14 protein-coding genes are annotated in these 13,555 nt (G+C 38.8%); 9 read left to right on the top strand and 5 right to left on the bottom strand.

Annotated features, from left to right (window positions below; all coding sequences use genetic code 11):
• The first annotated feature begins 49 nt into the window (after positions 1 to 49).
• From I5349_RS10420 to tsf, 5 genes are all read left to right on the top strand, one after another.
• Positions 50 to 760 carry an RluA family pseudouridine synthase gene (locus I5349_RS10420; RefSeq protein ID WP_226390699.1) on the top strand — a complete coding sequence of 237 codons (711 nt, stop codon included), beginning with the start codon at positions 50 to 52 and terminating at the stop codon, positions 758 to 760.
• Between the two features lie 409 nt (positions 761 to 1,169).
• Entirely contained in the window at positions 1,170 to 1,613 is a 444-nt protein-coding gene (gene rplM, locus I5349_RS10425; RefSeq protein ID WP_226390700.1) for a 50S ribosomal protein L13, read from the top strand.
• A 13-nt stretch (positions 1,614 to 1,626) separates the two neighbouring features.
• Positions 1,627 to 2,013 carry a 30S ribosomal protein S9 gene (rpsI, locus tag I5349_RS10430; protein ID WP_226390701.1) on the top strand — a complete coding sequence of 129 codons (387 nt, stop codon included), beginning with the start codon at positions 1,627 to 1,629 and terminating at the stop codon, positions 2,011 to 2,013.
• Positions 2,014 to 2,049: 36 nt separating this feature from the next.
• Positions 2,050 to 2,817 (top strand): 30S ribosomal protein S2, encoded by a 768-nt coding sequence (gene rpsB, locus I5349_RS10435; protein ID WP_226390702.1) that lies wholly within the window; start codon positions 2,050 to 2,052, stop codon positions 2,815 to 2,817.
• A gap of 105 nt (positions 2,818 to 2,922) precedes the next feature.
• On the top strand, positions 2,923 to 3,753 hold the full coding sequence (tsf, locus tag I5349_RS10440) for a translation elongation factor Ts (RefSeq protein ID WP_226390703.1): 831 nt from the start codon (positions 2,923 to 2,925) through the stop codon (positions 3,751 to 3,753).
• A gap of 55 nt (positions 3,754 to 3,808) precedes the next feature.
• Here the strand turns inward: tsf and I5349_RS10445 are convergent, their stop codons facing one another.
• The 3 genes from I5349_RS10445 to I5349_RS10455 are packed head-to-tail and all read right to left on the bottom strand — an operon-like array spanning position 3,809 to position 6,635.
• Positions 3,809 to 5,098 carry an aminopeptidase P family protein gene (locus I5349_RS10445; protein WP_226390704.1) on the bottom strand — a complete coding sequence of 430 codons (1,290 nt, stop codon included), beginning with the start codon at positions 5,096 to 5,098 and terminating at the stop codon, positions 3,809 to 3,811.
• Positions 5,099 to 5,119: 21 nt separating this feature from the next.
• The gene (locus tag I5349_RS10450; protein ID WP_226390705.1) at positions 5,120 to 5,803 is read right to left on the bottom strand and encodes a class I SAM-dependent methyltransferase; all 684 of its coding nucleotides are present in this window, start codon (positions 5,801 to 5,803) and stop codon (positions 5,120 to 5,122) included.
• A 4-nt stretch (positions 5,804 to 5,807) separates the two neighbouring features.
• Positions 5,808 to 6,635, bottom strand: coding sequence for a glycosyltransferase family 2 protein (locus tag I5349_RS10455; RefSeq protein WP_226390706.1), 828 nt, complete (start codon positions 6,633 to 6,635; stop codon positions 5,808 to 5,810).
• Between the two features lie 179 nt (positions 6,636 to 6,814).
• Here I5349_RS10455 and I5349_RS10460 point away from each other — a divergent pair, with 179 nt between their 5' ends.
• The 4 genes from I5349_RS10460 (at position 6,815) to I5349_RS10475 (ending at position 11,749) form a co-directional block, all read left to right on the top strand.
• Positions 6,815 to 8,050 (top strand): M16 family metallopeptidase, encoded by a 1,236-nt coding sequence (locus I5349_RS10460; RefSeq protein WP_226390707.1) that lies wholly within the window; start codon positions 6,815 to 6,817, stop codon positions 8,048 to 8,050.
• Position 8,051: 1 nt separating this feature from the next.
• Entirely contained in the window at positions 8,052 to 8,696 is a 645-nt protein-coding gene (locus I5349_RS10465; RefSeq protein WP_226390708.1) for an O-methyltransferase, read from the top strand.
• A gap of 33 nt (positions 8,697 to 8,729) precedes the next feature.
• Positions 8,730 to 10,613, top strand: coding sequence for a LysM peptidoglycan-binding domain-containing protein (locus I5349_RS10470; protein ID WP_226390709.1), 1,884 nt, complete (start codon positions 8,730 to 8,732; stop codon positions 10,611 to 10,613).
• Positions 10,614 to 10,693: 80 nt separating this feature from the next.
• On the top strand, positions 10,694 to 11,749 hold the full coding sequence (locus I5349_RS10475) for a DUF3078 domain-containing protein (protein ID WP_226390710.1): 1,056 nt from the start codon (positions 10,694 to 10,696) through the stop codon (positions 11,747 to 11,749).
• A 4-nt stretch (positions 11,750 to 11,753) separates the two neighbouring features.
• Here the strand turns inward: I5349_RS10475 and I5349_RS10480 are convergent, their stop codons facing one another.
• Both I5349_RS10480 and I5349_RS10485 read right to left on the bottom strand, forming a co-directional pair.
• Positions 11,754 to 12,245 carry a hypothetical protein gene (locus I5349_RS10480; RefSeq protein ID WP_226390711.1) on the bottom strand — a complete coding sequence of 164 codons (492 nt, stop codon included), beginning with the start codon at positions 12,243 to 12,245 and terminating at the stop codon, positions 11,754 to 11,756.
• A gap of 95 nt (positions 12,246 to 12,340) precedes the next feature.
• Entirely contained in the window at positions 12,341 to 13,480 is a 1,140-nt protein-coding gene (locus tag I5349_RS10485) for a DNA polymerase III subunit gamma/tau (RefSeq protein ID WP_226390712.1), read from the bottom strand.
• Positions 13,481 to 13,555 lie beyond the last annotated feature (75 nt).

Raw genomic sequence — 13,555 nt, forward strand, 5'->3', positions numbered from 1 at the left:
TTGCTTCAGGGATGTTTGAGTACTTTTGCATCCTCTTAAAAAGCGCATCATGAAACCAATAGTATTTAAGGATCTGATCATACACGAAGATGAGGACTTTATCGTCATCAATAAGCCTCCCTATATCTCTACCTTAGACGATAGAAATGATCCGAGAAATATCCTAGCGCTTGCCAAAGACTATTGCGAATCAGCACAAGTATGCCATCGACTTGACAAAGAAACCTCTGGCTGTCTAGTTATTGCTAAAAATCAAGAGGCCTACAGACACATTGCTATGCAGTTTGAAGATCGATCTGTTAAGAAAATCTATCATGCTGTCGTAGAAGGCATACATGATTTTAAAAAGACAAGAGTGGACCGTAATCTTTCAACTACTAATAAAGGAATAGCAAAAATCAATAAGGATGGCAAGCCTGCATTGACCTATTTTGACACCATCAAAAGTTACAAGGCACACACACTAGTAGAGTGCCAACCAGTCACTGGAAGGCTACACCAGATCAGGGCCCACATATCTTTTATGAATGCGCCTATCTGTGGAGACGAACTTTATGGAGGCAAGCCACTTTTTCTTTCTCAGATTAAAAGAAAATTCAACCTTAAAAAGGAAGAGGAGGAACGTCCCCTCATGCAACGTGTAGCTCTTCATGCCTATGCCATTCATTTTGAAAATCTTTCAGGAAAAAAACTTGACGTAGTATCTCCGTATCCAAAAGACATGGCTGTGCTGATCAAGCAACTAGACCTGAATAGTTGAGGAAAGCTCAAAAGGTGAAAAATAAACAAATTGCTGACTTAAAATATCAAAGATACTTTCTTTCAGAAATATTTTTCTTTACTTTTGCGCCCTTATTCAGTCAGTATTTATAGTCTATATTTGAATCTCTGACCTTCAGTTTAGTGTCAATTGCCCCGCATTAATTTAGTAGAGACCTTAGACCTCTGCTAGATGACCTAGACCAAAAGTGCAGAGAACTGCTCACCCGATCGAGTCGGTTTTTTGAATAGATAGCTTCCTAAATCACTGAATAATACGTATTCGCAGCACACTATAATTTCGGTTATAAATATTTGAGTCTATTGCATTTCAAATATTTAGCACCTATCTTTGTGTCCCTTTTAGGGCGAATACCTTCAAGTAAGAGCTAAAAATAAAAATTTTAACAGTGGATACTTTAAGTTACAAAACTATTTCGGCAAACAAGGCTACTGTAGAGAAGAACTGGGTAGTGATCGATGCGAACGCTAAAGTCTTAGGTAGACTAGCTAGTGAAGTAGCAAAAATCATCAGAGGTAAAAACAAGCCTAGCTATACTCCTCACGTAGACTGTGGTGATAACGTGATTATCATCAATGCTGACAAAGTAAGAATGACCGGTAAGAAGTGGGATGATAGAGTATATCTATCTTACACAGGTTACCCAGGAGGTCAGAGAGAAATCACTCCTAGACAGTTGAAAGCTAAGTCGTCTAGACTATTGGTAGAAAGAGCTGTGAGAGGTATGCTTCCTAAGAACAGATTGGGAAGACAGTTATTCGGTAACCTTTATGTGTATGAAGGTACAGAGCATCCGCACGAAGCGCAGCAACCAAAAGAAGTAAAACTATAATTCGGACGAATAGATGGAAATTATCAATACAATAGGTAGAAGAAAAACATCTGTAGCCAGAATCTACATGAAGCCTGGCAAAGGTGAAATCACGATCAACAACAGATCGCTTGAAAACTTCTTTCCATTCGAATTGCTTCAAATCATCGTAAAGCAGCCATTGAAGCTTTCTTCTGTGGATGGTCAGTACGATGTCAAGATCAATGTAGATGGTGGTGGTCCAAAAGGACAAGCAGAAGCTATCAGATTAGCGATTTCTAGAGCTCTTTGCGAGTTTGATCCTGAGCACAGAGGCGCTTTGAAAAAAGAAGGCTTCTTGACAAGAGATCCTAGAATGGTAGAGCGTAAGAAATACGGTCGTGCTAAGGCTAGAAAGAGATTCCAATTCTCTAAGCGTTAATATCGACTCTTTTATATTTATACAACTATATATTTAATGGCAAAAATAGAATATAAAGACTTACTAGATGCTGGTGTTCACTTTGGACACTTGACGAGAAAGTGGGATCCTAGAATGGCGCCTTACATCTTCATGGAGAAGAATGGTATCCATATCATAGACCTAAATAAAACGCTTGTTTGCCTCGAAGAAGCATCTAACGCAATCAAGCAGATCGTAAGATCAGGAAAGAAAATCATGTTTGTCGCTACTAAAAAGCAAGCCAAAGACTTGGTAGCTGAGGAAGCGCGCAAACTAAACATGCCTTATGTCACTGAAAGATGGCTAGGTGGTATGTTGACTAACTTTGCTACAATCAGAAAATCTTTGAAGAAAATGTCTTCTATCGACAAGATGATGAAGGAAGATTCTTACAAAGTACTAGCAAAGAAAGAAAGGTTGATGATCACTCGTCAAAGAGAGAAACTAGAAGAAGTACTTGGTGGTATCGCTGATCTTACAAGATTACCATCTGCACTTTTTGTAGTAGACATCAAGAGAGAGCACATCGCCATCAAAGAAGCTCAAAAACTAGGTATCCCTGTATTTGCATTAGTTGATACTAACTCTAATCCTGGTGAGGTAGATTTCCCAATCCCTGCCAATGATGATGCATATAAGTCTATCGCTCTATTGATGAAAGCTATCGGTGAAGCCATCGAAGAAGGTCTTTCTGAGAGAAAAAGAGATAAGGACGATGCTAAATCTACTGAGGAAGAGGAAGCAAAAAAAGCACTTGACACTGCTAAAGCAGAAAAAGAGTAAGCTTACAACAAATGATTATACTATAAAAATTGAACATATGGCCTTTCAGCCTTTGTTCAATTTTTTTGTTATTAGCAATTCACACAACATAAAAAATAAATCGACATGGCTATCACAGCGCAAGACGTTAACAAACTAAGACAAATGACCGGTGCCGGTATGATGGACTGTAAGAAGGCCCTAACTGAAGCAAATGGTGATTTCGATGCTGCTATCGATATCTTGAGAAAAAAAGGTCAGAAAGTATCTGCCTCTAGATCAGATAGAGAGACTAAAGAAGGTGTAGTACTTTCTCAAGTAAATGATGCTCAGACTGAAGGCTTGATTCTTTCATTCACTTGTGAGACTGACTTCGTAGCTAAAAATGAAGGTTTCGTAGAATTAGCTTCTAGCATCCTTGATATCGCAGTGAAAAACAACATCACTGATATCGATGCTCTAAAAGCAGCTAAATTCGAAAACTTGACAGTAGGTGAGAAAATCATCGAAATGACAGGTAAAATTGGTGAAAAACTTGAAATCTCTGCACTAGATGCTATCAAAGGTGAAGTAGTCGTTCCTTACATCCACTCAACAGGCAAACTAGGTGTACTCGTAGCCCTAGCAAATGTAAATGGTAGTGATGTAGTAGAAGCTGGAAAAGACGTGGCTATGCAAATCGCTGCTATGAACCCTGTAGCTCTTGACAAAGATGGTGTAGATGCATCATTAGTAGAAAGAGAAATCGAAGTAGGTAAAGAGCAAGCTAGAGCAGAAGGTAAGCCAGAAGATATGCTTGAGAAAATCGCCTTGGGTAAACTCAACAAGTTCTACAAAGAGAACACGCTTTTGAGCCAAGCTTTTGTAAAAGATAACAGCAAGTCTATCGCTCAGTACCTAGACGGTGTAAGCAAAGGATTGACTGTCTCTGCTTTCAAAAGAGTATCTATTGGATAATTAGCACAGCTAAATATATCATGCAAAAGACCAATCTCACGATTGGTCTTTTTGTTTATCTATTCATCAACTCCTCTATCTCTTCTACTTCTATCGGTATATCTCTCATCAGATCGAAGTAACCATTTTCTTGAATCACAATATTGTTTTCAAGTCTGATTCCCATGGATTCTTCCCTGATATATATCCCAGGCTCCACTGTGAAAACCATCCCTGGTTTGATTTTCTGATAAATATTTCCCACATCATGTACATCCAAGCCGAGATGATGAGAAGTCCCATGCATAAAATATTTTTTGTAAAGAGGGCTTTCTGGGTTTTGATTTTTGACATCCGTTTTATCTAAAAGTCCAAGTCCAATTAATTCTGACTCCATGATTTTTCCCACCTCTTTATGATACTCAGGTATAGTCGTACCTGGACGTAATATATCCATAGATGCGCGTTGCACACGCAAGACAGCATTGTAGACATCCTTTTGTCTTTGTGTATACTTTCCGTTCACGGGGATAGTCCTGCTCATATCTGCATTGTAGTTGGCATACTCTGCCCCTACATCAAATAGTATCAAATCCCCATCCCTGCAAGGTTGATTATTCTCGATGTAGTGTAGCACACAGGCATTATATCCAGAAGCGATGATCGGTGTATAGGCAAAGCCTTTAGATCTATTTCTGATAAATTCATGGATAAATTCTGCCTCTATCTCATATTCTGTCACCCCTGGTTTTACAAACTCCAATATCCTTCTAAAACCTTTATTGGTAATATCACAGGCTTGTTGTAACTGTTTGATCTCTATTGGATGCTTTATAGCTCTTAGATCATGCATCAGTGGTGCTACTTTCTTATAAGTATGTAGCGGATAATGCTCTTTACACCACTTCACAAAGCGTGCATCACGCGTCTCTACCTCTACTACTGCTCTGATGTGCTCATTGCTATTAAGATAGACCGTTTCTGCTTCTGCCATTAGTGTGTTGAATACATTTTCAAACTGCGAAAGCCAATAGACAGACCTGATCCCTGATGTTTCGTAAGCTTCTTCTTTGGTGTACTTATGACCTTCCCAAATCGCAATATGCTCATTGGTCTCCTTTAAAAATAAAATCTCACGCTGATGTTCGTGATGAAAATCAGGGAAAAGGACTAAGATAGACTCCTCTTGATCAATTCCCGTAAGATAAAAAAGGTCATTATTCTGTCTAAAAGGCATTGTCCCATCTGCGTTAGTGGGCATGATGTCATTAGAATTAAAGACAGCGATAGATCTAGCAGGCAAATGTTTTATAAGATTCGCTCTGTTTTCTATAAATAGCTTTTGGTCTATTGGTAAGTATTTCATAGCATCTGTATCTAGTATTTACTAAAACTTAAAAGCCAAGGCTAATTTAGTATGCCTTCTCCAAAGCTCTTGATGATAGGCAACATCCAAAACTTCCTCTATAGGCGTAGCTTTGGATCCGATCCACATTCCTCCATGACTCTTACGATGATCCGTGATGAACACTCCATATTTGAAGAGGTCTTGATACTTATGATAATGTGGTCTATTGCAATCATGAAAGATGATAATCGCATCATCATTGACTATATCAAAGGCTTTTTTGAGACAATCTATCCTCGCTCTGCCATCTATCATAACAAAATCAAAAGGCGCAAACTGCTCAGGATATTCTACATAGCTTTTGAACTCTTCATAAGTACCGTCTTTTTTGTAGTCTTCTTTATTATTCCAGCCCGGAATTTCACTCGCTACATAATCTATTCGTACCTTATCATCAGTATTCTTGCTTTGAATTAATTTAGCCCAATCCTCTTCATGCTCCAGCGCAAGCCAAAGATCTCTCTTTTCGATTAGGCTTGGAAACCACAAAGTGCTAAAACCACTTCCCCACTCTAGAGATCTTTTCGGTTGCTTCTTAGTGATCACCTCGAGAATGATGTCGAGCTCTTTATTTTTCATAAAAGGTCGCTCAAGCTTGTTGATCTTCTTTAGAAACTTATCTCTATAGTCTCTTCCTAATTGGTTGAAAAGTTTACCCCACATTTGGTTATTGATTAGTTAAATATTTATCTATTCCATTAGCCGCCTTCACCAATCCTTTCTGAATGACAGCTTTTCTGGTTTCCTTATTTTTCTTGATTGCATCATTGGTCTTGTATGCACGGTGATGCTCTAGATGAACGCAAACAGCTGAATACCTGATCTGCTTGGATTTCAATCCAAGGTTAAACATGCGCTCACCAAACTCACGATCTTGACCTCCATAATGAAGGTCCTCATTGAAGCCATTGACTGCTATGATATCCGACTTCCAACCACTAGCATTACCCCCATTCCATGTACTTTTAGCAGGAGTGATTTTATTCAAAATATTAGCCAGTGTAGGTGACTGTGTTAGCTTCAAATTTTTAAAGAACTTCTTAGGAAGTCCATTTGTCTCTAACCAATTTTTGTCAAAACACCGCTGAGCAATAATGTCCTCCTTAGAGATCAATTGACTTAATGACATAGGCATCCTGATAGCTCCTCCAGATAGGAAGTAGCCTTTCTCAGCCAAACCAACATGAGTCTGAGCAAAGTCTCTTCTTGGGATACAATCTCCGTCTGAAAATAAGATATAGTCTGTGGAAGTTTTCGCGATAGCCTTATTTAGAATAGTACACTTTTGATAGCCTTGATCTTCATGCCATATATGCTTGATTGGGAAAAAAGTCTTGTTTATGTACTTTTCGACTACTGTTTTTGTACGCTCATTAGAGCCATCATCTGCTATCAAAAGTTCAAAATCCTTGAATGACTGCTGCTCATATCCCCATATCACTTTCTCTAACCACTCTGGCTCGTTATAAGTACTGATGATGATCGATAATTGCATATAGACTATTCAAGTTTGCTTTAAAATAAGGGCGAAAGCTACACAAAATACGATAATTTAAGAAATCCGAGTACCTCAAAATCAAAACAGCGTAACTTTAACAGCTATCTTACACTTGTCTTAGACAAAGCATCAAGTTAGGCTTTATATTTCCTTATAATTCGGTATTTTTGAGATCAATGAAGGAATACGAATTGCACACCTTGCCTAATGGCATCAGGCTGATACACAAAGAAGTAAATCATACTAAAATCGTTCATTGCGGTTTTATTTTAGATATAGGTAGTAGGGATGAAGATCCAGGCAAAGAAGGTCTTGCTCACTTTTGGGAACATATGGCATTCAAAGGCACTCAAAAGCGTAAAGCTTTTCATATACTCAATCGACTCGATTCGGTAGGCGGAGAACTCAATGCTTATACTACTAAAGAAAAGATTTGCTTTTATGCCTCCATTCTCAACCAGCATTTTGCCAAAGCATTTGAGCTACTAGCTGATATCACTTTTCATTCTACATTTCCTGAAAAACAAATAGAGAAGGAGCGACAAGTGATCTTGGAAGAGATGTCCATGTACTTTGACTCTCCAGATGATGCCATCCAAGATGAATTTGATGAGCTACTTTATGGGGAACACCCAATGGGCAAAAATATCCTCGGCACAGTAGATTCTGTCAATAGTTTTGACCAAAACAGCTTCAAAGACTTCGTAGCAGAAAGAATAGATACTCACCGACTCGTCTTCTCAAGCGTAGGTAATATCCCATTTAAAAAAGTCATCAAACTTGCAGAGCGCTATCTAAAAGATATCCCTGCTACCAGTAGGATTCATCAGAGAGCTCCATTCATTACTTATCAGCCGAGTATCAGAACTATAGAGCGAGAAATCACCCAAGCTCAATGTGCTATTGGGTCTACAGCCTACAGTTTAAAGGATAAAAACCGTATACCCTTCTTTTTACTGAATAATATCTTAGGAGGTCCTAGTATGACTTCTAGGCTAAATCTCGAGCTTCGAGAGAAGTATGGCTTCGTCTACAGTATAGAGTCTTCTTATCAGCCATATACTGACAGTGGTGCGTTTACTATATTTTATGGAACAGAGCCTAAACAGGTTGATAAAGCAGGACGAGCAGTCTGGCGCACACTCAAGAAACTCAGAGAGCAAAAACTAGGGACACTACAACTCCACATGGCTAAAGAACAAGCCATAGGACAGATAGCCATGGCGGAAGAAAACAACTCTGGCATCATGATCATGCTCGGCAGATCTATTCTAGACTTAGAAAAAATAGAGCCCATAGATGAGCTATTTGATGAGATCAATAGTATCACAGCTGAAAAACTACAAGATTTAGCCAATGAGGTTTTTCAAATGGATAATCTGAGTCAGCTAACTTACTTACCAAAAAATTGAGATGGATTTTATACCAGAAGATATCTTAAAATATTGTGAAGACCACTCTGATAAAGAGCATCCACTACTCTTGAAAATAACAAGAGAGACGCATGCCAAAGTGCTCATGCCTAGAATGCTCTCTGGTCACCTCCAAGGGCGCATACTATCAATGATGAGCCATATGATTCGTCCTAAAAGGATATTGGAGATCGGTACATATACTGGCTACTCTGGCATATGTCTCGCAGAAGGACTCACTCCTGACGGCATCATGTATACGATAGATATCAATGATGAACTGGCGCCTATGGTGAATCGCTTCTTTGAAGAAGCTGGACTGTCTGATCGTATTAAGTATCTGTTGGGGAATGCCCTAGAGATCATCCCAACTTTAGAAGAGACTTTTGATCTGGTCTTCGTTGATGCAGATAAGATCAATTATGCAAAATATTATGACTTAGTGATAGACAAAGTTAGACCTGGGGGATATATCATCTCTGACAATGTCCTTTGGTCAGGAAAGGTTATCGTAGAAGCTGGTCAAAAAATAGATAAAGACACGCGAGCTATTTTGGACTTCAATACTAAAGTTCAAAATGATCCAAGGGTAGAAAATGTACTCATGCCCATACGAGATGGCCTACTAGTTGCTAGAAAGAAGTAATGAATAAAACACTAACCACTACAGGGTGAACCTATGACAAATCTGAAAAGCCTACTACTCACTTTTCTCTTATTGATTTCCTTCCTATCCAAGGCTCAAGAGCTGACCGTTCCTGAGAAAATAAGATTTGCAGACCTAGAGCTAACCTTGAATAATCAAGCAAGAAAAGAAATTCAAGCTGATGTAGATGCCCTTACAAGAAGTGAAAAATATTTTCAAATCAAATTGGATCGTGTCAATTTGTATATGCCTCTCATAGAAAAAATCATCGCTGAGGAAGGCTTGCCAAATGATTTTAAATACTTAGTCATCCAAGAAAGTGCCCTCATATCTGATGCGGTTTCTACCTCAAATGCTGTAGGGTTTTGGCAGTTCAAAGAAGCCACTGCAGTGGAAGTTGGGATGAGGGTAGACCGTACCATAGATGATCGCAAAAACATAGAAAAGTCAACTCGAGGTGCCGCTACTTATTTGAAAAAAAACAATCAATATTTTAATAATTGGTTTTGTGCACTCATCTCCTATCAAGCGGGACTCGGAGGAGCCAAAGGCATCCTTGGTGACCGATATAATGGAAAAAAAGAAGTCGCTATAGATCAAAACACTTATTGGTATTTTAAGAAATTCTTGGCTCATAAAATCGCTTTTGAAGCACATATCGGAAAACCTACTTCTGATAATACCCAACTCGCTATACATAAGCCAGCTGCTAACCAAAGGATATCAGAGATCGCCAACGACATCAAAGTAGACGAAAATACACTTAAAGAATATAATAAGTGGCTTCAAACAGATGTCTTCCCAGCAGGAGATTATGCTATTTATTACCCTACACAGAACCATTCATTGGCAGAAAATATTACACCTGAAGTTACTACTCAAAATATTACTACGACACCAGCAAGCAAGCCGATCAGAAGTAATACCAATACTAGAAAATCAACACCTGCCACAACGACTGAAGCTACCATCGAGCTAACTCAGGATACAGACGCCTCTGGAAACGTCTATACACTCATGGAAGTGATCGATCAGTCCATAGAGTTCCCTAGAATCTCTGGAGACACACTAGCCTCACGTAAAGCTGGCTGGATCACTGTCAATGGACTACAAGGCATCATGGCTGCCAGAGGAGGCACAGTGTTCTCTATGGCAACAGATGCTCGCATGCCAGAAGCTAAGTTTAGAAAGCTCAATGACATGACACGTAATCAAAGACAAGAAGTAGGAAAGTACTATTACACAGAGAAAAAGCGTAGAGAAGGGCTAGTACCTTATCACATCGTAAAGCCTGGTGATAAGCTCTGGGAAATCTCCCAAAAATATGGAATCACACTCAGTGCATTGAAGTCTAAAAACAGAATCTACAATGACAATAACTTACAAGTAGGTATGATCCTCTACTTGCAGCGTACAAGGTCTCCAAGAGAAGCCATCGCTTATGATGCCTACTGGCTAGAAAGGAGTGGTAAAAAACTCACTAAATCAACAGTAGCTGAGACTTCAGAGACTCCAAAAGCAACAATAAGTATACAATCAAACAGTCAAGAAGCTGAAAAGGTCATCATAGAAAGTGAACCTGCTTCAGCACCACTTTCAGCTGTCAGAATGGTAGAGCATAAAGTAGTAGTTGGAGAAACACTCTTTGCATTGGCTAAAAAATATGGTGTCTCTGTGGCTGACATTCAAAAAGCCAATAATTTTACAGCGCAGAGTACGCTTTCGATTGGACAAGTGATCCAGATACCGACTACTGGAGAATATTTGTATCATAAAGTAGCTGCAGGAGAGAGCATATTTGACATTGCTCGCAAGTATACAGTGACTGTCAGCGACCTAAAGGCTTGGAATCTCAAGTCTGAGAATGATCTGCAACAAGGGGAAATTTTAAAAATAAGAGCTAATCGAATAAAATAATATCGATTAGCAAACGTATCAAAGCCAAGAGGTTTTGGTCTGGGGATTTAGAGAACAGTAAATTGCGTATTAATCTAAAAATGTACGTTTTAGCCATCCTATTATTAGGATGCTCTGCGACTGCTTTTGCTCAAGTGGTAAGACAGTCCAGTAGGGATATGCTACGCCCTTCTAGACCACTTCGCATAGAAGAAGTCATCCTAAAAATCAATAGAAGACTCGATGCTATCAAAAATTACCAAGGGAAAGTCATCTATGATAGTTCATTTTTGGCCCCTTATATCCCTGACTTAGATACTGTCAAAATCAAAGAGCGCAACTGGAAAATCAGAGGCAATTACAGTGTCAATATGCAGCAAGTTAGCTTGGTCAATTGGGCAGCAGGTGGCAACAGTTCCTTTGCACTCAACTCGACCATTAACATCTTTCTGGATTATAAAAAAGATGAAAATATATGGAATACCAGATTGACGATCAATGGTGGTTTTAATAGACAGTCTGATAGAGACTATCCTTTGAGAAAAACGAATGATGCTGTTAATTTTAGCACAAAATATGGTAGACAGATCAATCAAAATCTCTATCTATCCTCCCTATTAGAACTAAGAACTCAGCTACTCCCTGGCTTTAGGTATTTCACTCCTAGTGGCGCCACATCCGAAAGCAAGATACTAGCTTCATCCATTTTAGCACCAGGCTACATTCAGTCCTCAACAGGTCTCAACTATACTGTCAACGGTAAGTTCTCATTGATTGCTTCTCCTTTTACAGGGAGATTTACAGTGGTGAGATTAGACTCACTGGCCAATGAAGGCGCATTTGGTGTGGAGCGAGGACAAAACCTGAGATCAGAGGCAGGTGCTTCTATCAATGCCACTACTAGTCTCAAAGTCATGGAAAATATCCAATGGGATGCAAATATCAACTTGTTCTCGAATTACGAGACATTTGGAAATATGGTAGTCAACCTTGAGAGTATCCTAAGGATGAAAGTGAACAAATATATCAGTACGCAGATAGAGACCAATCTCATCTATGACGAGCGAGTATTGATACGACAAGAAGATGGATCTGAAAAGCGAGGATTGCTTCAAGTACAAAACCTGATTAACTTAGGAGTCGTTTTAGAGTTTTAGCAAATTAAAAATCAGTTTCTAAACCAAATCTTTGTTGCATTTCAGTAAGTATAGCAGACTTCTTTTTTAGGTAATTAAATTTTTCTGTAGAAGTATAAAGCTTAGGTCTCGTATCCGCTTCCTTTACCATCATTGAAGTGATCTCTAGCTGATTAACCTTTAATAAGTTTTTGAGCAACCCTTTGAGTTCGGGTTTCATCTTCTGAAAGCGCTCATCTTGCATTTCACCTAAAAGCTTAAACGCTATGGTGCGATCTGTCAATACAAATTCATTCTTTAGGATAGTGCTCTCAATGCTTCTTGCGTCAGCTTTGAATTGCTCGATGACCTTATCAAGTGCTTCTTTGACCTCCTCTGTAGTTAGAGATTTGTCATCTTTGTCACTTGCCATAATAGGCTTATCATCATTATCCTGATTTTCTGCAGCTGCTTCTTTCTCGCTTATGATATCAGCCCTTTCTGTCACTTTAGACTTGAGCTGTGTGAGGGATGGCAATTTGGCTGTCGGTCTGACTGAAGTTTCAGAGACAGTCTTTGAAATTGTTTTTTTTAATTCTCCAGCTGGCTTGATTTCAGAGTGATCCGTCTGACTCAGTCTTTTTTTTTTAATTCCTCAGCCAAATGGCCTAGACTCAAGGCAGACTTGATTTTAGCTAACTTCATCAAGGTAAGCTCGATATGCAGTCTTTGATTTTTACTAGCCTTATACTGAATATCTGCTTGATTGCATATGTTTAAGGCAGTGAGTAAAAATGCCTCTGAGCACCTAGATGATTGTGATTTATAACGATCAGCTACACCTTCTGATACCTGAAGTAGCTTAATCGTATTTGTATCTTTACACACTAAAAGATCTCTAAAATGCTCACTCAAACCCAAGATAAAATTATGACCATCAAAGCCCTTTTTTAAGATTTCGTCAAAAGTCAAAAGTGCATCTGAAAGCTTCTCTTCCAAGAGAAAATCTGTCATTTTGAAATAATAATCATAATCCAATATGTGAAGATTCTCAATGGTATTCTGATAAGTGACTTTACTACCTGCTGAGTATGTCACGATAAGATCAAAAATAGATAAAGCATCTCTCAAAGCCCCATCTGCCTTAGTGGAGATCAACCTAAGTGCTTCTGCTTCTGCTTCAATCTGCTCTTTCTCTGCTATATATTGAAGATGAGATGTGATGTCATTAACCTGAATTCTATTGAAATCAAATATCTGACAACGAGAGAGTATAGTAGGGATGATCTTATGCTTCTCTGTGGTGGCAAGTATAAAAATAGCATACTTTGGAGGCTCTTCTAGCGTTTTCAAGAAGGCATTAAATGCTTGATTTGAAAGCATATGTACCTCATCTATGATATAGATTTTTTTTCCTGACTGAGGCGCATAGCGAACTTGCTCTACTAGGTTTCTAATATCATCTACTGAGTTATTAGAAGCGGCATCAAGCTCATGGATATTAAAGGAACCACTATTATTAAAGCTCTTGCAAGAGTCACACTCATTACATGCTTCAAAATCGGTAGTGATATTTTGACAGTTGATTGTCTTGGCTAATATACGCGCACAGGTAGTTTTTCCTACGCCTCTAGGTCCACAAAATAGAAATGCCTGAGCTAGGTGATTATTCTTGATAGCATTCTTGAGCGTAGTGGTGATATGCGACTGACCTACTACACTTGCAAAATCACTTGGGCGATACTTTCTAGCAGAGACTACAAAATTTTCCATTGATGCAATTTATAAAAATAGCGCGTTTGTCAGACATCACTGAGATAAAAAATCTTCCCTCAATGAATATGTATA

Origin of the sequence: Penaeicola halotolerans (assembly GCF_016464625.1) — a bacterium.
Classification (GTDB): Bacteria; Bacteroidota; Bacteroidia; order Cytophagales; family Cyclobacteriaceae; genus Penaeicola; species Penaeicola halotolerans.

Bases quoted from the DNA above. Each gene is read 5' to 3' on its own strand.
- I5349_RS10465 (WP_226390708.1), top strand. From the start codon at position 8,052: ATGGATTTTATACCAGAAGATATCTTAAAATATTGTGAAGACCACTCT.
- rpsI (WP_226390701.1), top strand. From the start codon at position 1,627: ATGGAAATTATCAATACAATAGGTAGAAGAAAAACATCTGTAGCCAGA.
- I5349_RS10445 (WP_226390704.1), bottom strand. From the start codon at position 5,098: ATGAAATACTTACCAATAGACCAAAAGCTATTTATAGAAAACAGAGCG.
- I5349_RS10455 (WP_226390706.1), bottom strand. From the start codon at position 6,635: ATGCAATTATCGATCATCATCAGTACTTATAACGAGCCAGAGTGGTTA.
- I5349_RS10420 (WP_226390699.1), top strand. From the start codon at position 50: ATGAAACCAATAGTATTTAAGGATCTGATCATACACGAAGATGAGGAC.
- I5349_RS10460 (WP_226390707.1), top strand. From the start codon at position 6,815: ATGAAGGAATACGAATTGCACACCTTGCCTAATGGCATCAGGCTGATA.
- I5349_RS10470 (WP_226390709.1), top strand. From the start codon at position 8,730: ATGACAAATCTGAAAAGCCTACTACTCACTTTTCTCTTATTGATTTCC.
- I5349_RS10450 (WP_226390705.1), bottom strand. From the start codon at position 5,803: ATGTGGGGTAAACTTTTCAACCAATTAGGAAGAGACTATAGAGATAAG.
- rpsB (WP_226390702.1), top strand. From the start codon at position 2,050: ATGGCAAAAATAGAATATAAAGACTTACTAGATGCTGGTGTTCACTTT.
- I5349_RS10475 (WP_226390710.1), top strand. From the start codon at position 10,694: ATGTACGTTTTAGCCATCCTATTATTAGGATGCTCTGCGACTGCTTTT.
- I5349_RS10485 (WP_226390712.1), bottom strand. From the start codon at position 13,480: ATGGAAAATTTTGTAGTCTCTGCTAGAAAGTATCGCCCAAGTGATTTT.
- tsf (WP_226390703.1), top strand. From the start codon at position 2,923: ATGGCTATCACAGCGCAAGACGTTAACAAACTAAGACAAATGACCGGT.